Raw genomic sequence first — 16539 nt, 5'->3', positions numbered from 1 at the left:
CCCAAAAGCAAAAGCCGCGTCCGGTCTTTCGACTGGGCGCGGCTTTGTCGTTCTTCAACCCCTCACCCGACCCCGGCTTTCGCCGGGGCCACCCTCTCCCGCAAGGGGAAAGGGAAGGGCTCAGGCGCTTACGCGTCCTGGCGGCTCGCGACGGTCGCGGCCTGCAGCTGGGCCTTGGCCGAGCGGACGGCGTAGCCGACGCAGGCGCGGTAGTCGGCCATGCTGCTGACGCCGTTGGTCGCCTTGCAGACGGTCTGGGCGGCCAGCTTGATGTCGGCGTCGATCTGGTCGGCCGACTTGCCCTTCAGCGAGACGCGGACGACGGTCAGGTCCTGGCGCGGGGCGACGGTCTTGGTGGCGCGGGCCTTGGCGATGGCGGCCAGCTGGCGATTGGCGGCGCCGATCGCGCCGGTCACGCACTCGTCCGAGACGACGGCCTTGCGGTCGGTGCAGACGGCCTGGGCGGCGGCGCGGATTTCGGCGTCGATCTGGGCGGTCGACTTGTCGACCAGCGAGATGCGGATCAGTTGGGCGGCGCTGGCGGGAACGGCGACGGCCGACACGGCGGCGACAGCGGCCAGAATAGCGATCTTCTTCATGGGGAGGCTCCAGGATTTTCGAAAACAAACACGAGTGCTTCAAGTGGCGCGCTGTTTTTCATCCTGGGATTAATAGGCAATGGAGGAACGGCATTAATCGCCGTTATCCATGCATTTTCGGCCGCGACATCTCGCCGCGCCTAGAAATGACTTTGGAATGTTCTTGCCTGAAGAATCTATGCCTGCACGTGGCGAAGACGTCGAGCCCCAAAATGAGCGCGGCGCGATCACGGTCGGTTGATGGGCGGGCGATGGCGGCGCGGCGGCTCCCGAAAAGGTTGGCGCCCCCGCCGACGCGCCTTAGAGAGGTCCGTTCTTAACGACTTCTCCCTCGAGCGTTCCGATGCACGACATCAAGGCCATCCGCGACAATCCCGAAGCCTTCGACGCCGTCTGGTCGGCGAAGGGCCGGTCGGGCGCGGCCGCCGAGGCGGTCAAGCTGGACGCCCAGCTGCGCGCGGCCCAGACCGCCCTGCAGGAAGCCCAGGCCAAGCGCAACGAGAGCTCCAAGCTGATCGGCCAGGCCAAGGCCAAGAAGGACGAGGCCGAGGCCGCGCGCCTGATGGCCGAGGTCGAAGCGCTGAAGGGCGTCATGGCGGCCGCCGGCGAGGAAGAAGCCCTGGTCGGCGGTCATCTGAAGGACCTGCTGGCCAGCCTGCCCAACATCCCCGCGCCCGAGGTCCCCAAGGGCGAGGACGAGGCGGGCAATGTCGAGGTCCGCCGCTGGGGCGACGCCGCCAAGCTGCCGGCCGGCCGCCTGAACAACCCCAAGGACCACGTCGACCTGGGCGCGGCCCTGGGCGGCATGGACTTCGAGGCCGCCGCCCGCATGAGCGGCGCGCGCTTCGTGGTGCTGAAGAACCAGATCGCCCGGCTGGAGCGCGCCCTGGGCCAGTTCATGCTGGACCTGCAGACGGTGCAGAACGGCTATGCCGAGATCAGCCCGCCGGTCCTGGTCAAGGACGAGGCGCTGTTCGGCACGGGACAGCTTCCCAAGTTCGCCGAGGACCTGTTCCGCACCACCGGCGACCACTGGCTGATCCCCACCGCCGAGGTCTCGCTGACCAACCTCGTGCGCGAGCAGATCACCGACGAGGCCGAGCTGCCGCTGCGGCTGACGGCCCTGACCCATTGCTTCCGCTCCGAAGCCGGCGCCAGCGGCCGCGACACCCGCGGCATGATCCGCCAGCACCAGTTCCAGAAGGTCGAGCTGGTCTCGATCACCACGCCCGACCAGTCCGAGGCCGAGCACGAGCGCATGGTCCAGTGCGCCGAGGCGGTGCTGAAGGCCCTGGAGCTGCCGTTCCGCACCATGCTGCTGTGCACCGGCGACATGGGCTTCGGCGCGAAGAAGACCTACGACCTGGAAGTCTGGCTGCCCTCGCAGAACACCTATCGCGAGATCAGTTCGTGCTCGAACTGCGGAGACTTCCAGGCCCGCCGCATGGACGCCCGCTGGAAGAAGGCCGGCGAGAAGGGCACGCACTACGTGCACACCCTGAACGGCTCGGGCCTGGCCGTCGGCCGCACCCTGGTGGCCGTCCTGGAGAACTACCAGGACGAGACGGGCCGCATCACCATCCCGACCGTGCTCGTGCCCTATATGGGCGGGGTGACCCACATCGGGGGCGCGGCGTGAGGATCCTCCTCACCAACGACGACGGTATCCACGCCCCCGGGCTCGAGAGCCTGGAGCGCATCGCCCGCGCCCTGTCGGACGACATCTGGATCGTGGCCCCGGAGTACGAGCAGTCGGGCGCCGGCCGGGCCCTGACCCTGTCTGACCCGATCCGCGTGCGCCGCATCGACCCGCGCCGCTTCGCCGTCGAGGGCACGCCCACCGACTGCGTGGCCATGGCCGTCCAGCAGCTGATCGAGGGCCCCGCGCCGGACCTGGTGCTGTCGGGCGTCAACCGCGGCCAGAACCTGGCCGAGGACGTCACCCTGTCGGGCACGGTGGCCGGCGCCATCGAGGGCATGGCCCTGGGGATCCCGTCGATCGCCCTGTCCCAGGCCATGACCTATTTCCACGACGAGGTCGTGGCCCATTGGGAGACGGCCGAGCACTTCGGGCCGGGCATCGTCCGGCGGCTGCTGGAGATCGGCTGGCCGAAGGACGTCATCATGAACGTCAACTTCCCGGCGCTTGCCCCGGAAAGCGTCACCCAGGTGGAAGTCACCCGCCAGGGCTTCCGCGACTCGCACATGCGGAGCATGGAGAAGCGGACCGACCTGCGGGGTCGCGACTACTACTGGACCGGCTTCGTGCTCAAGCCGTCCACGCCGGCGGAGGGCACCGATCTGAAGGCCGTCTACGAGGGGCGCATCTCGGTCACCCCGCTGCATATCGACCTGACGCACAACCAGACCGTGGCGGCCATGAAGGGCGTTCTGGGCGGCGCGCCGCCTAAGCTGGAGCCCGTCACGTGATGGCCCAGGCCAAGAGCGATACGCCCGAGGCCCGCCTGAAGGCGCTGATGGCCGCCCTGCGCGCCCAGGGCGTCACCGACCCGGCCGTGCTGAGCGCCATCGAGAAGACCCCGCGCGACCTGTTCACGCCCGACCTGTTCAAGGAGCGGTCGTGGGAGGACTCGGCCCTGCCGATCGCCTGCGGCCAGACCATCAGCCAGCCGTTCATCGTCGGCCTGATGACACAGGCCCTGACCCTGGAGCCGCGCTGCCGGGTGCTGGAGATCGGCACCGGCTCGGGCTACCAGACCGCCGTCCTCAGCCGCGTCTCGCGGCTGGTCTACACGATCGAGCGCTACCGGACCCTGATGAAGGAGGCCGAGGCCCGCTTCGCGGTGCTGGGCCTGACCAACGTCATCACCAAATTCGGGGACGGGTGGGAAGGCTGGCCCAAACAGGCGCCGTTTGACCGCATTCTGGTCACCGCCGCGGCGCAGGATGAGCCGGAAACTCTGCTTTCGCAGCTCAAGCCCCAGGGCGTGCTCGTCGCGCCGGTGGGGAAGGGGCCGGTGCAGAGCCTTCGCCGCTACGCCGGCGACGGAAAGGGGGGCTTCACCGTTGAAGTCCTGTGCGACGTGCGTTTCGTCCCGATCCTGGATGGCGTCGCCCGCGAGTAGTGCGGGACGGCGGCGCCGGGTTCCGGAAGCGACGCGAGATGTTTAATGGTTGGTTTACCCTCGTGACGGCGTCTGGAGCCTCGCGAGGCAGAGGAGAGGCTATGAGGCAGTTGTGGACGCGCGCGGCGGTGATCGCCCTGACGGCTGGAACCCTCGCGGCCTGCGAAAGCACGGGCGGCGCGCAGTATCCGATCCGGGGCGAGGCGCCGACGCCGAACTTCCCGGTCGTCAAGGCGCCCGTCGCCGACCAGCAGCCGGAAGGGCCTTCGACGCCGTCGACGGCCGACGAGCCCGCGCCCAGCTTCTCGGCCCCGGCCGGCCATGTCGGCGTGTCCAGCCAGTCGCTGGCGCCGCCCGCCGCCGAACCCGCGCCTCCGCCGCCCCCGCCGCCGCCTCCGGCCGCTGAATATCGACCCGCGCCCGCGCCGCGGCCCGTGGTGGTGACCACCGTGGCCGGCCCGGTCGTGACGATCGCCGGCCCGCCCAAGACCTACAAGGTCAAGGCCGGCGACAACATCGACGCCATCGCCCGCAATCTGGGCACCAGCCGCGCCCAGCTGGCCAAGGACAACGACCTGAAGTCGCCGTACCGGATCCATCCGGGCCAGGTGCTGCAGGGCCCGGACGCCAAGGACGCCAAGGCCTATGTCGTCCAGACCGGCGACACGATGTTCGCCATCGCCAAGCGCTTCTCGGTCTCGGCGGCCGCCCTGGCCGAGGAGAACGACCTGAGCACCGGCTCTTCGATCAAGAAGGGCCAGAAGCTGCGCCTGCCGGACGGCTACAAGGACAAGGGCCCCAGCAAGACCACGGTCATGCAGGCCGCGCCGCCTTCCAGCGCGTCTTCGGCGCCGATCGGCGGGACCCCCGCCCGCACCCCGACCTCGAGCGCCAATTCCGACTGGCGTCCGCCGCCCGCCGCCCCCGAGCGTCAGGTCGAGGACGAGGCGCCCGCCCGTCCGGTCACCACCACCACGGTCAGCGTCACCGGTTCGGTGGTCGAGGTGGCCGGTCCGCGCCGCATCTATACCGTCAAGTCGGGCGACGCGATCGACGCCATCGCCCGCGGCCTGGACACCACCCGCGAGGACCTGGTCAAGGACAACAAGCTCAAGGCCCCGTACACGATCCACCCGGGCCAGAAGCTGAAGGGCCCGGAGACCACGGCCAAGGCCTATGTCGCCAACAGCGGCGACACCCTGACCAACATCGCCAAGCGCTTCAACGTCAAGCCGGCCGCCCTGGCGGAAGAGAACAACCTCAAGGTCTCGGCCACGCTGAAGAAGGGCCAGAAGATCCGCCTGCCGTCCGGCTACAAGGACAAGGGCCCGCTGAAGACCACGGTGACGACGACCCCGGCCGCCCCGCGTCCGACCACGCCGGCGCCGAGCTACAATCCGCCGGCCGACACCACGCCGGCCCCGCTGCCGACCGCGCCGCGTCCCTACACGCCGCCGGCCACGAACTATCCGCGCACGCCCAGCGGTCCGGTCTCGGCCCAGCCGGTGACGCCGCCGCCGTCGTCGGGCCAGATCATCGGCTCCAGCCCGCCGCCGACCGAGGCGGAGATCACCGCCGCCGGCCGCGGCCGCTTCGTGTGGCCGATCCAGGGCGAGACGATCTCGGACTTCGGCCCCAAGGGCACCGGCCAGCGCAACGACGGCGTCAACATCCGCGCGCCCCAGGGCACGCCGGTCCGCGCCGCCGCGGCGGGCGAGGTGGTCTACGCCGGAAACCAGGTGCCTGGCTTCGGCAATCTGGTGCTGGTCAAGCACGCCGACGGCTGGGTGACGGCCTACGCCCATCTGTCGACCACCGAGGTCAAGATGCGCCAGCAGGTGGCCCAGGGCGCGACCCTGGGCGCGGTCGGCCAGACCGGCGGCGTCACCGAGCCGCAGCTGCACTTCGAGGTCCGCTACGCGCCGACCCCGAAGGACAAGGCGCGTCCGGTCGATCCGGGCCTGGTGCTGCCGAAATAGTCAGACGTGTTTTCCCTCCCCTTTATGGGGAGGGTGGACGCGAAGCGGACGGGTGGGGCCTGCTGACTCAGAAACCCCCACCCGACCCTGGCTCCGCCAGGGCCACCCTCCCCACGAGGGGGAGGGACGGGAGCCTACTCGTTACCCCAGCGCCACTTCCACGGCCCGTCGCTCTTGCGCCAGCTGACGACGAGCACGATCGCCGTCGAGGCGAGGACGATGCCGAGATGCAGGTTCAGGTCGCGCTCGCTGAAGGCGATGGCGCTGGCGATGACGACGGCCAGGAAGCCGGTCACCAGCGCCCATCCTTCCCAGCTGCAAGGCAGTCCAGCGCCGAATCCGTAGCGCTTCACGCGAAACCAAGGCTTGCCCATAGGGGCCTCCAGAGCGGTTTTACGCCGGCAAGTGTACGCCCAGCTCCCCGGCCAGGTCACGGATGAACTGATAGGCCACGCGGCCCGAGCGCGCGCCGCGCAGCTGCGACCACTGCAGGGCCCTGCGGTCCAGGTTCTCGACCTCCAGGCCGAAGCGCTCGGCATAGACGTGGATCGCCGCCAGGTAGGTCGGCTGGTCCATGGGCGGGAAGCCGATCCACAGGCCGAAGCGATCGGAGACGCTCATCTCCTCCTCGGCGTTCTCGGCGGCGGCGATGGCGCCCTGGGTCTCGACGTGGTCGCGCGGCATCAGGTGGCGGCGGTTCGAGGTGGCCACGAACAGCACGTTCTCGGGCGGGCCGGCCACGCCGCCCTCCAGGGCCGACTTCAGCGCCTTGGCGGCCGCGGCGCCGTCCTCGAACGACAGGTCGTCGCACAGCACCACGAAGCGCTCGGCGCGCGTGCGCAGGGCGTCGAACAGGTCGGGCAGGGCGGTGACCTCGTCGCGGTCGACCTCGACCAGCTTCAGGGCCGGGTGCTCGGCGGCCAGCACCATGAAGGCCGACTTGGTCAGCGAGCTCTTGCCCGTGCCGCGCACGCCCCACAACAGCACGTGGTTGCAGGGCAGGCCGACGGCGAAGCGGCGCAGATTCTCGACGAAGCGGTCCTTCTGCCGATCCACGCCCACCAGCAGGTCCAGGGCCATCGGATAGTCCGGAGCCGGTACGAAGCTACCGCTCTTCGGATCATGCCGGAACAGCCGGCCGCCGTCGAAGGCGGGGGCGGCCGGAGGGGCCGGGGCCAGGCGCTCCAAGGCGTCGGCGATGCGGGCGAGCAGGGGGAGGGCGGCTTCGGTCATGTGTTGCCTCCTAACCCCACCTCGCTGTCATTGCAAAAGCGGAGGTGAACGCATAGCTTCCGCCGACTTGGCGGGACCCCCATGTGCGGCGGGACGCTGGCTAGAATTCTTGGAGACGACATGTCCGGTGGACTGCAAGCCCAACTGATCCAGATCGCGCCCATCATCCTGATGGTCGTGCTCTTCTACTTCATGCTGATCCGTCCGCAGCAGCAGCGCGCCAAGCAGCACGCCGCCGCCATCGCCGCCGTCAAGCGCGGCGACAACGTCGTGCTGTCGAACGGCATGCTGGGCAAGGTCGTCCGGGTCGAGGAGACCGAGGTCGGCGTCGAGATCGCCCAGGGCGTGACCGTGAAGGTGGTCAAGAGCATGATCGCCGAGATCCGCGCCAAGGGCGAACCGGCCCCGGCCAACGATCCCAAGAGCTGATCACCTTTCGCGCCGTAACGAGGCGCCGAAAGGCGTCGTCCAGAGCCTGTAATCCATGCTGACCCTCTCCCGCTGGAAAGTCACCGCCGTCATCCTGTCGGTGATCTTCGGCATCGTCTTCACCCTGCCGAACCTGCTGCCGCAGAAGACGCTCGACGCGCTTCCCGGCTGGGTTCCCCACCAGAAGCTGAACCTGGGTCTCGACCTGCAAGGCGGGTCGTACCTGCTGTACGAGGTCGACACCGACGCGCTGCGCAAGGAACGCCTGACCAACATGGTCGAGGACGTCCGCACCACGCTGCGCAACGACCAGATCGAGTTCGGCGAGCTGGGTGAGTCCGGAGGGATCGTGCGGGTCCGCATCACCGATCCGGCCAAGATGGACCAGGCGGTCAGCCTGCTGCGCCGCTCGATCGGCGGGCCTCTGGCCGGCGCCATCGGCGGTCGCGACACCAGCGTCAGCAACAAGGGCGACGGCCGGCTGGAGCTGAGCTTCGTGCCCGAGGCCGCCAAGGCCGACGCCGCCAAGGCCGTGGACCAGTCCATCGAGACGATCCGCCGCCGGATCGACGCCCTGGGCACCAAGGAGCCCACGATCACCCGTCAGGGCAGCAACCGGATCGTCATCCAGGCGGCCGGCGAAAGCGACCCGGCGCGCCTGCAGGCCGTGATCGGCCAGACCGCCAAGCTGACCTTCCAGATGGTCGACGAGACGGTCTCGCAGGAAGACATGATCGCCGGCCGCATCCCGCCCGGCGTCGTGGTCATCCCGGGCACCCAGCCCGGCGCCCCGCCGATCCCGGTCGCCAAGCGCGCCCTGGTGACCGGCGAGGACCTGGTGACGGCGAACCAGGAGTTCGACAACCAGAGCGGCCAGGCCGTGGTCGCCTTCCGCTTCGGCGGCTCGGGCGCCCGCAAGTTCGGCGACGCCACCACCCGCAACGTCGGCAAGCGCTTCGCGATCGTGCTGGACGGCAAGTACATCTCCGACCCGCGCATCAACCAGCCCCTGCCGGGCGGTTCGGGCATCATCACCGGCAACTTCACGCCTGAAAGCGCCGCCGAGCTGGCCCTGCTGCTGCGCTCGGGCGCTCTGCCCGCCAAGCTGAACCTGGAAGAGCAGCGCACCGTCGGGGCCGAGCTGGGCGCCGACGCCGTCAAGGCCGGCGCCATCTCGCTGGCCATCGGCGCGGCGGCGATGTTCGTGTTCATCATCCTGGCCTACGGCCTGTTCGGCATCTTCGCCGCCCTGGCCCTGGTCGTGAACGTGCTGCTGATCATCGGCATCATGTCGATGACCCAGGCCACCCTGACGTTCCCCGGCATCGCCGGCCTGATCCTGACCCTGGCGGTCGCGGTCGACGCCAACGTGCTGATCTACGAACGGATGCGGGACGAGGCGGCGGCCGGGAGGTCGCCGATGTCGGCGGCCGACACCGGCTTCCGACGGGCCATGGTCTCGATCATGGACGCCAACATCACCAGCCTGATCTCCGCGGCGATCATGTTCGGGTTCGGCTCCGGCCCCATCAAGGGCTTCGCCTGGACCCTGTCGATCGGCGTGTTCACCTCGGTGTTCACCGCCATCATCATCACTCAAGTGCTCATCGGCTGGTGGTTCAAGGCCGCCAAGCCGAAGAAGCTGCCGATCGCTTAGGTTCCCATCATGGCTTGGCCCCTCATCCGCCTGATCCCCCGCGAGACCCACTTCCGCTTCGTGAAGTGGGCCCCGATCGCCGCCGGCCTGTCGGCCCTGCTGATCCTGGGCTCGTGCGTCTCGTTCTTCACCCAGGGTCTGAACCTGGGCATCGACTTCAAGGGCGGCATCGCCATGGAAGCGCGCATGCCCACGCCGATCCCCCTGGCCGAACTGCGCACCGAACTCGGCCGCATCGGCGTTCACGACGCCCAGGTCCAGGGCTTCGGCTCGCCCAACTCCGCCATGATCCGCTTCCTCCCGGAAGCCGGCCAGGACGCCAACGCCGAGGCCGCCGAGATCAAGCAGAAGCTGGTCGCGCACTTCCCGACCATGACCATGCCGGCCCCGTCGGTCATCGGCGCCAAGGTGTCGGGCGAGCTGCTGGGCTCGGGCTTCAAGGCCCTGGGCATCGCCCTGCTGCTGATGCTGGGCTACATCTGGTTCCGCTTCCAGTGGCAGTTCGGCGTCGGCGCCGTCATCGCGGTGTTCCACGACATCATCCTGACGCTGGGCCTGCTGTCGGTGATGCAGATCGAGTTCTCGATGACCTCGATCGCCGCCCTGCTGACCGTGATCGGCTACTCCATGAACGAGAAGGTCATCACCTTCGACCGTCTCAAGGAGAACCTGCGCAAGTACAAGACCACGCCGCTGCGCGACATCATCGACCTGTCGGAGAACGAGCGTCTGTCGCGGACGATCATCACCGGCTCGACGGCGCTGCTGGCCCTGGGCGGCACCATGGTGTTCGGCGGCCCGGTGCTGTTCCCGCTGGTCTTCACCATGACCTTCGGCATCATCATCGGCACCTATTCGTCGATCTACATCGCCCTGCCGCTGATCCTGGTCTGGGGCGTCAAGCGGGGCGACGAGGAAGCCACGCCGATCAAGCTCGGCGCCGGCACCCGGCCCTGATGCTGCGCCAGCCGCCATCGATCGACGCCTGGGGCGGCGGCGGTTTCCGCGTCTCCGGCGAATGGCGGCCCGGTTCGCTGCTGATCCTCGACGATCAGCCGCGGACCTGGTCGGCCGCCAGCCTGGCCGCCCTGACGCCCGAGGACTTCGCCGAGGTCTTCGCGGCGGGCGGGGCGGTGGAGTTCGTGCTGCTGGGCGTGGGCCTGGTCAACGCCCTGCCGCCGCGCCTCGTGCGCGACGCCCTGAAGGCGGCGGGCGTGGGCCTGGAGTTCATGAGCACCGAGGCCGCGGCCCGCACCTACAACGTCCTGGCCAGCGAAGGCCGGCGGATGGCGGCGGCCCTGATCGCGGTCTAGACGGCCAACCGCCCGTCTATTTGCCGACTCTGCGCGGCGCCCTATACCTGAGCGCAAGCAGGGGCATTAGGGGGCCACGACATGACCAGTCTTCTTTCCAACTTCCGCAACACCATCATCGTCAGCGTCATCCTGGCGCTGGTCGTGGTGTTCGGCTTCGGCCACAGCCCGCAGGGCTTCGACGGGGCCTATTTCCAGGCGATCTTCCGCCTGCTGCACGTGTTCTTCGGCATCCTGTGGATCGGGCTGCTGTATTATTTCAACTTCGTCCAGATCCGCGTCATGCCGCAGATCCCGGCCGAGCTGAAGCCGGCCGTCTCCAAGTACATCGCGCCCGAGGCGCTGTTCTGGTTCCGCTGGGCCGCTCTGGCGACCTGGGTGATGGGCGTGATCCTGGCCGTGGCGCGCGGCTACTTCGCCGAGGCCGCGACCCTGGGCCTGTGGAACGGCTACGAGCGCGGGACCGACATGGGCTTCACGTTCATCGGCCTGGGCATGTGGCTGGCGACGATCATGTTCATCAACGTCTGGGGCGTGATCTGGCCGAACCAGAAGCGCGCCCTCGGCATCGTCGAGGCCGATGCGGACACCAAGGCCAAGGCCGCCAAGATGGCCATGCTGTTCTCGCGCATCAACACGCTGCTCAGCATCCCGATGCTGGCCTGCATGACGATGTACCAGACGCTGTTCGGCTGATCCCGGCCTTCGCCGGGATGACGACATCCAAGGAAAGGCCCGCCGGTTCGGCGGGCCTTTTGCTTTTGGGCGATGCAGCGCATAAGCCGCGCCCATGACCACGCCCATGACTACGTTGGACATCGCCCACCGCAACAACGCGCCGGAGACCGACCTGGACGCCCTGGTGCGCCGGGTGGACCCCGACCGCTGGCTGGCCAGCCGGTTCATCGCCGATCCCAAGGCGCGGGCCGACGTGATCGCGCTCTACGCCTTCAACTACGAGCTGGCCCGGGTGGCCGGCGGGGTCAGCAACGCCCTGATGGGCGAGATCCGCCTGACCTGGTGGCGCGAGGCCATGGACGAGATCGCCGCCGGCCAGCCGGCGCGCCGTCACCCCACGGTCGAGGCCGTGGTGGCCGCCGGCTATCCCCTGAGCGCCCTGGCCGAGATGGCCGAGGCCCGCATGGCCGACCTGGACGCCGCGCCGTTCGAGACCGAGGCCCAGGTCCTGGCCTATCTCGACGCCACGGCCGGGGCGGTGACGATGCTGGCCGCCTGGCGGCTGGACCCGAAGGCCGACCTCCACGCGGTGCAGGAGGCCGCCCGGGCCTACGGCCTGGCGGGCCTGTGGCGACTGAAGCGGGCAGGGGTCCAGCGCCTGCCGACCGACTGGACGCAAGGCGACGTGCGCCGTCGCGTGGACGCGGCGCTGGGCAAGGCCCGAAGCGCCCTCAAGGCCCTGCCGATCGCCGCGTTCCCCGCCGCCGCGCCGGCGGCCCTGGCTAAGGCCCAGACGGGCGGCCGGGAGCTGAGCCCGTTCGAGACCCAGCTGCGCCTGACCTGGGCCGTGGCGACGGGACGGGTCTAGAGCCGGGGACATGCCCTTGCGGCGTGTCCCCATCAGCATCCGCGGAGCCAAGTCTTGGGGACACGCCGCAAGGGCATGTCCCCGGCCTCAAGCCGCTTCCGACGGCTTCTTCGGCTGGCGCGCGGCCTTGGTCAGGCGGTCCAGCACATCCGGCACCAACTGCTCGGAAAAGCCGCCGATGAACGCCCAGACCATCATCTTGGCCGCGTCGATGGCGGCCGCGAACATCATGCCGCGATTGACCAGGGTGATCGGGCAGTCGTAGCGGCAGGGCACGATCTGCGGGAACAGCGTCGCCGCCCCCTTGCCGACGATGTCGCCGTTCTGGACCAGGCCGCTGGCGAAGAAGGCCACCAGCACGAACGACACCGACATGCCAACGAAGGCGGCGATGAACACCGCCGTCAGGCCCTGGCTCAGCGCGCTGACCTGGCGCACGGGGTCGATCTCGGACGAGGCCGAGGCCATGGCCGACTCCGTGCGCCGCAGCACCGAGACCATGGCCCCGGCCGCGCCGACGAAAGCGATCAGCGAGAAGTTGGAGATCACCGTCACCGACTCGCGCAGGGAGCCGGGCGGGGTGATGTTGGGCAGGACCCGGGTGACCATCAGCGCCAGGAAAAGCCAGCACAGCAGGCCCAGGGCCCAGCGCCGCATGCGGCCGGTCAGCACCTCGCGCTCGCTGCTCAGCGTGTAGAGCAGTTTCAGCCGCTCCAGCAGGCTCAGGGCCTCGGCCTCCAGTTCGTCGCGACTGGCGTCCTCGGCGCAGAAGACCAGGTGGTCGAGCTTGACGTTCTTGGGACCGACGGCCTGCACGTAGCGCTCGCGCAGCTGCGGCACGAACCACTTCAGCCGCTCCAGCCCGTAGTCGCGGACCATCCATTTGCGCAGGTCGACGGCGGCGGCGATCTGTTCGCTGGGATAGGGGCTCCTGAAGCCCTCGGTCAGGCGCTTGAACTTCTCTTCCTGCTCGGCCTGGCTGTTGCCCTCGGCCGTGCCGCCTTCGGCATAGCCCTGGTTGCCGTGGCGCAGGGCGATCTCGGTGAGGTCGAGGTCCAGCTCGGCGGCCAGGATCCGGGCCTCCGCATAGCGTCCCCCCAGTCGTGAATGCAGCGTCAGCCGGTTCGAGATCGCGCGAAACAGGTGGAACATGAGCGCCCCTTCCGTCGTCAAACTAACGGAAGGGGCGAATGGCTGCAATTTATAAGCGTATTACTTGGCGGGCTCGCCCTTGGTCCATTGATCGAGCCACTTCTGCACTTCGTCGTGCCATTGCACCGAGTTCTGGGCCTTCAGGACCCAGTGGTTCTCGTTGGGGAAGTACAGCAGCTTGCTGGGGACGCCCTTGCGCTGCAGGGCCGTGAACGTGCCGATGCCTTCTTCCAGCGGCACGCGGAAGTCCTGGCCGCCCTGGACCACCAGGGTCGGCACGCTCCACTGGTCGACGTGGTCGGCCGGGTTGAACTTCGAATAGGTCGTGCCGGCCTTGAAGGGCGGGCCGCCGTTCTCCCACTCGCTGAACCACAGCTCCTCGGTGGAGTAGCCCATGAAGCGGCTGTCGAAGATGCCGTCGTGGTCGACCAGGCACTTCCACGGCTCCTTCCACTGGCTGGCGATCCAGTTGATCATGAAGCCGCCGTACGAGCCGCCCAGGGCGCAGGCGCGGTCCTTGTCCATGAAGCCGTACTTGGACGTGGCGAAGGCCCAGCCCTTCTGCAGGTCCTCCAGCGGGCGATCGCCCCAGTGCTGGCTGATGGCGTCCGTGAAGGCCTGGCCGTAGCCGGTGGAGCCGTGGAAATCGATCATCACCACGGCGTAGCCGGCCCCGGCGTAGGTCTGGGCGTTCCAGCGGTAGTGGAAGAGGTTGCCGAAGCTGCCTTGCGGGCCGCCGTGGATCAGGAAGGCCACGGGATACTTCTTGGCCGGATCGAAGTTGGCGGGCTTCACCAGGTAGCCGTGCACGGTCTCGCCGTTCCAGCCGGGGAAGCTGAACTGCTCGGCGTCACCCATGGCGATGCCGGCCAGGGCCTGGGCGTTGTTGTCGGTCAGCTTGACGGGCGCGCCGGCCTTCTTGCCGGTCGACAGGGCGTACAGCTGGGCCGGGCCCTTCAGGTTGTCCTGGGCGTAGACCAGGGTCCCGCCGCCCAGGCTGAGGGCGCTGACATGGCCTTCGCCGGTCAGGGGCGAGACCTTGCCGCTCTTGACGTCGACGGCGAACAGCTTGGTCTGCCCGATGTCCTCGGCGGTCGTGTAGATCGTCTTGCCGTCGGCGCTCCAGGTGATCGACTGGGCCGAGCGGTCCCAGGCGGGGCTCAGCTCGCGCACCGTGTCGCCCTCGCGGACCATGATCGCGTAGCGGTCGGCCTCGAAGCCCGGGCGCTTCATGGCCAGCCAGGCCACGGCCTTGCCGTCCGGCGAGACGGTGGGCTGGGAGTCCATGGCCTTATTGGCCATCGTCTCGTTGATCGGGGCGGCCGAGCCGTCCAGCGGCGCGCGCCACAGGTCGTAGTTGGTGCTCCACGATTCCTCGCGGTCGGCCGGCTTGGCCGAGAAGATCACCGACTTGCCGTCGGGCGTGATGACGAAGTCCTCGTCGCCGCCGAACGGCTTGGTCGGGGTGTCGCCGTTGAAGCCGTTCATCAGGGCGACGGGCTCGCCGGTCGCCAGGCCCTGGTCGTCCAGCTTCAGGGCGTAGAGGTGGTTCTGCAGCCCGTCGTTCCACTGGTCCCAGTGGCGGATGAACAACTTGTCGAACACCACGCCGGTGGTCTTCTGCGCGCCCTTGGCGGCCAGCCGGTCCTTGGTGCAGTCCAGGGTGGCGCAGTCGGGGAACACGGCTTGCGCGATGACGATGGTCTTGCCGTCGGGCGCGATCTTGAAGGCGCCGACGTCGAACGGGGCCTTGGTCACCTGGACGGCGGTCTCGCCGGCCGCGTCGGTGCGGTAGACCTGGTCCAGGCCGCCCGTCCGTCCCGAGACGAAGTAGATCGCCTTGCCGTCCGGCGACCAGCGCGGGCTGCTCGCGCCGCCGTCCGAGACGGCCAGCCGGCGCGGGGCCATCTTGGCCTTCAGGTCGGCGATCCACAGCGACATGGCGGCCTTGTTGGCCGGCAGGTCCATCGTCCGTACGCTGTAGACCACGAAGCGGCCGTCCGGCGACACGCGCGGATCGCTGATCCGTTCCAGCTGCACCATGTCCTTGGCGGTGAAGCCTCGGCCGGCGTCGGCCAGCGCGGCGGGCGCGACGGCGAAGGCGGCCAGGGACAGGGCCCCAAGGGACACGGCAAAGGCGGAGGCGGCTATGCGCAAGGTCTTGGTCATCGAAACGGGATCCGGGAGATGGTGACGCCGAAAAGCGGCCCGAGCCTAGCGAGGACGTGCCGCCTAGGCCAGGGCAGGGGGCGGAAGATTGCGCCGGAGCGGCCCGGCTCGCGGAGCAAGCTGCGCAATACGACAAAATAATGACCGCTGATCGGCCAAAAAAGCCATGAAAAACAAGTCGCTAGGGAGGTAACAATCGGAAACAGGACTTGCTTTGCCGCGACGCAGCATTGTCCCTAAATGGTACGTGGGGCGAGAAGGCGGTCTTCGAACCGTCCGCTGGTAGTAAGGGTTTCAAGTGTCGGCTTCGGCATATTTTCAGCACACGGTCGCCGGACCGGTGATTTTCGCGGGGGTGGGCCTCCACACGGGCTCGCACGTGCGCGTCGCCGTGCGCCCGGCCGCGATCGACGCCGGGATCGTCTTCGTGCGCACCGACGTGCATGACCGCGACAACCGCGTGCCGGTTTCGCCCGAGGCCGTCTGCCAGACGCAGCTGGGCACCGTCATCAACAACGCCGCCGACGTGCGCGTCTCGACGATCGAGCACCTGATGGCCGCCCTGGCCGCCCTGGCTATCGACAACTGCGTGGTCGAGCTGGACGGTCCCGAGGTTCCGATCATGGACGGCTCGTCCGAGCCCTTCGTGCAGATCCTCGACCGCGCCGGTCGCCGCAAGCAGGAAGCCGCCCGCCGCTACATCGAGATCCTCGAGACCGTGACGGTCGAGGAGGGCGACAAGACCGCCAGCCTGTCGCCCAGCGACCGCTTCGAGGTGGCCTTCGAGATCGCCTTCGCCAGCAAGGCCATCGGCCGCCAGCGCATCGACCTGGCCGTCGACGAAGAATCGTTCCGCGCCGAACTGGCCGACTGCCGCACCTTCGGCTTCGTCCGCGACGTCGAGGCCCTGCGCGCCATCGGCCTGGCCCGCGGCGGCACGATGGAGAACGCCGTGGTCATCGACGGCGACCGCGTGCTGAATCCCGAGGGCCTGCGCCGCCCCGACGAGTTCGTGCGCCACAAGGCGCTGGACGCGGTGGGCGACCTCTACGTGCTGGGCGCGCCGGTCATCGGCCGTTTCGAAGGCGTGCTGGCCGGCCACGGCCTGAACAACGCCATCGTCCGGGCCCTGATCGCCAACCCGGCCGCCTGGCGGGTGCGCGCGCATTCGGTGGAATTGGCGCAGGCCGTCTGACAAACTGATACGAACGCGTCGGCCTTCGACCTGATTTGGTCAAAAAGCCGATGTCTGTAGCGTTTGGACGGATTCCCGGGGGGATGCGTCTTTGGGCGTACCCTGGTCACGGCTCGGCTTCCATTTGCGCCCGCATCGGCGTGGTGTAGAAGCCTTGCACGGCGCAGGGGCGCACGTTTGC

Annotated in this window: 16 protein-coding genes; 11 read left to right on the top strand and 5 right to left on the bottom strand. The window is 68.8% G+C overall.

What is annotated here, in order from left to right; all coding sequences use genetic code 11:
* Positions 1-128: 128 nt before the first annotated feature.
* Positions 129-599: a hypothetical protein gene (locus BR39_RS0122875; protein ID WP_029916538.1), complete on the bottom strand. Its 471-nt coding sequence runs from the start codon at positions 597-599 to the stop codon at positions 129-131.
* 343 nt (positions 600-942) lie between these two features.
* Between BR39_RS0122875 and serS the strand changes: the two genes are divergently transcribed.
* From serS to BR39_RS0122855, 4 genes are all read left to right on the top strand, one after another.
* Positions 943-2238: a serine--tRNA ligase gene (gene serS, locus BR39_RS0122870; protein ID WP_029916536.1), complete on the top strand. Its 1296-nt coding sequence runs from the start codon at positions 943-945 to the stop codon at positions 2236-2238.
* On the top strand, positions 2235-3029 hold the full coding sequence (gene surE, locus BR39_RS0122865; protein WP_029916534.1) for a 5'/3'-nucleotidase SurE: 795 nt from the start codon (positions 2235-2237) through the stop codon (positions 3027-3029). The genes serS and surE overlap by 4 nt, the downstream gene beginning before the upstream one ends.
* Positions 3029-3685 (top strand): protein-L-isoaspartate(D-aspartate) O-methyltransferase, encoded by a 657-nt coding sequence (locus tag BR39_RS0122860; protein WP_029916533.1) that lies wholly within the window; start codon positions 3029-3031, stop codon positions 3683-3685. Before surE ends, BR39_RS0122860 begins: the two co-directional genes overlap by 1 nt.
* Before the next feature lie 101 nt (positions 3686-3786).
* Entirely contained in the window at positions 3787-5664 is a 1878-nt protein-coding gene (locus BR39_RS0122855) for a LysM peptidoglycan-binding domain-containing protein (RefSeq protein ID WP_029916531.1), read from the top strand.
* Positions 5665-5798: 134 nt separating this feature from the next.
* On the opposite strand, the gene BR39_RS0122850 is transcribed toward BR39_RS0122855, so the two are convergent.
* Together BR39_RS0122850 and BR39_RS0122845 are read right to left on the bottom strand one after the other, a co-directional pair.
* The gene (locus tag BR39_RS0122850) at positions 5799-5960 is read right to left on the bottom strand and encodes a hypothetical protein (RefSeq protein WP_231499542.1); all 162 of its coding nucleotides are present in this window, start codon (positions 5958-5960) and stop codon (positions 5799-5801) included.
* A gap of 97 nt (positions 5961-6057) precedes the next feature.
* Positions 6058-6897: an ATP-binding protein gene (locus tag BR39_RS0122845; protein WP_029916528.1), complete on the bottom strand. Its 840-nt coding sequence runs from the start codon at positions 6895-6897 to the stop codon at positions 6058-6060.
* Between the two features lie 120 nt (positions 6898-7017).
* Here BR39_RS0122845 and yajC point away from each other — a divergent pair, with 120 nt between their 5' ends.
* The 6 genes from yajC to BR39_RS0122815 all read left to right on the top strand — a co-directional run bounded on the left by yajC (position 7018) and on the right by BR39_RS0122815 (position 11842).
* Entirely contained in the window at positions 7018-7326 is a 309-nt protein-coding gene (yajC, locus tag BR39_RS0122840; protein ID WP_029916526.1) for a preprotein translocase subunit YajC, read from the top strand.
* Positions 7327-7381: 55 nt separating this feature from the next.
* On the top strand, positions 7382-8983 hold the full coding sequence (secD, locus tag BR39_RS0122835; protein WP_029916524.1) for a protein translocase subunit SecD: 1602 nt from the start codon (positions 7382-7384) through the stop codon (positions 8981-8983).
* Positions 8984-8992: 9 nt separating this feature from the next.
* Entirely contained in the window at positions 8993-9940 is a 948-nt protein-coding gene (gene secF / locus BR39_RS0122830) for a protein translocase subunit SecF (protein WP_029916522.1), read from the top strand.
* Between the two features lie 2 nt (positions 9941-9942).
* Entirely contained in the window at positions 9943-10296 is a 354-nt protein-coding gene (locus BR39_RS0122825) for an Mth938-like domain-containing protein (RefSeq protein ID WP_035019000.1), read from the top strand.
* An 81-nt stretch (positions 10297-10377) separates the two neighbouring features.
* Entirely contained in the window at positions 10378-10992 is a 615-nt protein-coding gene (locus tag BR39_RS0122820) for a urate hydroxylase PuuD (protein WP_029916518.1), read from the top strand.
* Between the two features lie 106 nt (positions 10993-11098).
* Positions 11099-11842: a squalene/phytoene synthase family protein gene (locus tag BR39_RS0122815; protein WP_051696073.1), complete on the top strand. Its 744-nt coding sequence runs from the start codon at positions 11099-11101 to the stop codon at positions 11840-11842.
* 87 nt (positions 11843-11929) lie between these two features.
* On the opposite strand, the gene BR39_RS0122810 is transcribed toward BR39_RS0122815, so the two are convergent.
* Positions 11930-12994, bottom strand: coding sequence for a hypothetical protein (locus tag BR39_RS0122810; RefSeq protein ID WP_029916515.1), 1065 nt, complete (start codon positions 12992-12994; stop codon positions 11930-11932).
* Between the two features lie 60 nt (positions 12995-13054).
* On the bottom strand, positions 13055-15163 hold the full coding sequence (locus BR39_RS0122805; protein WP_029916513.1) for a S9 family peptidase: 2109 nt from the start codon (positions 15161-15163) through the stop codon (positions 13055-13057).
* Between the two features lie 298 nt (positions 15164-15461).
* On the opposite strand from BR39_RS0122805, the gene lpxC reads away from it, so the two are divergent.
* Positions 15462-16358 (top strand): UDP-3-O-acyl-N-acetylglucosamine deacetylase, encoded by an 897-nt coding sequence (gene lpxC / locus BR39_RS0122800; RefSeq protein ID WP_029916511.1) that lies wholly within the window; start codon positions 15462-15464, stop codon positions 16356-16358.
* Positions 16359-16539 lie beyond the last annotated feature (181 nt).

The sequence above is a fragment of the Caulobacter sp. UNC358MFTsu5.1 genome, from assembly GCF_000712075.1.
In the GTDB taxonomy this organism is placed as follows: domain Bacteria; phylum Pseudomonadota; class Alphaproteobacteria; order Caulobacterales; family Caulobacteraceae; genus Caulobacter.
This window is presented reverse-complemented; position numbering and strand designations above follow the sequence as displayed.

Bases quoted from the DNA above. Each gene is read 5' to 3' on its own strand.
- BR39_RS0122860 (WP_029916533.1), top strand. From the start codon at position 3,029: ATGGCCCAGGCCAAGAGCGATACGCCCGAGGCCCGCCTGAAGGCGCTG.
- BR39_RS0122810 (WP_029916515.1), bottom strand. From the start codon at position 12,994: ATGTTCCACCTGTTTCGCGCGATCTCGAACCGGCTGACGCTGCATTCA.
- BR39_RS0122815 (WP_051696073.1), top strand. From the start codon at position 11,099: ATGACTACGTTGGACATCGCCCACCGCAACAACGCGCCGGAGACCGAC.
- BR39_RS0122805 (WP_029916513.1), bottom strand. From the start codon at position 15,163: ATGACCAAGACCTTGCGCATAGCCGCCTCCGCCTTTGCCGTGTCCCTT.
- serS (WP_029916536.1), top strand. From the start codon at position 943: ATGCACGACATCAAGGCCATCCGCGACAATCCCGAAGCCTTCGACGCC.
- yajC (WP_029916526.1), top strand. From the start codon at position 7,018: ATGTCCGGTGGACTGCAAGCCCAACTGATCCAGATCGCGCCCATCATC.
- BR39_RS0122875 (WP_029916538.1), bottom strand. From the start codon at position 599: ATGAAGAAGATCGCTATTCTGGCCGCTGTCGCCGCCGTGTCGGCCGTC.
- secF (WP_029916522.1), top strand. From the start codon at position 8,993: ATGGCTTGGCCCCTCATCCGCCTGATCCCCCGCGAGACCCACTTCCGC.
- BR39_RS0122845 (WP_029916528.1), bottom strand. From the start codon at position 6,897: ATGACCGAAGCCGCCCTCCCCCTGCTCGCCCGCATCGCCGACGCCTTG.
- BR39_RS0122820 (WP_029916518.1), top strand. From the start codon at position 10,378: ATGACCAGTCTTCTTTCCAACTTCCGCAACACCATCATCGTCAGCGTC.
- secD (WP_029916524.1), top strand. From the start codon at position 7,382: ATGCTGACCCTCTCCCGCTGGAAAGTCACCGCCGTCATCCTGTCGGTG.
- BR39_RS0122855 (WP_029916531.1), top strand. From the start codon at position 3,787: ATGAGGCAGTTGTGGACGCGCGCGGCGGTGATCGCCCTGACGGCTGGA.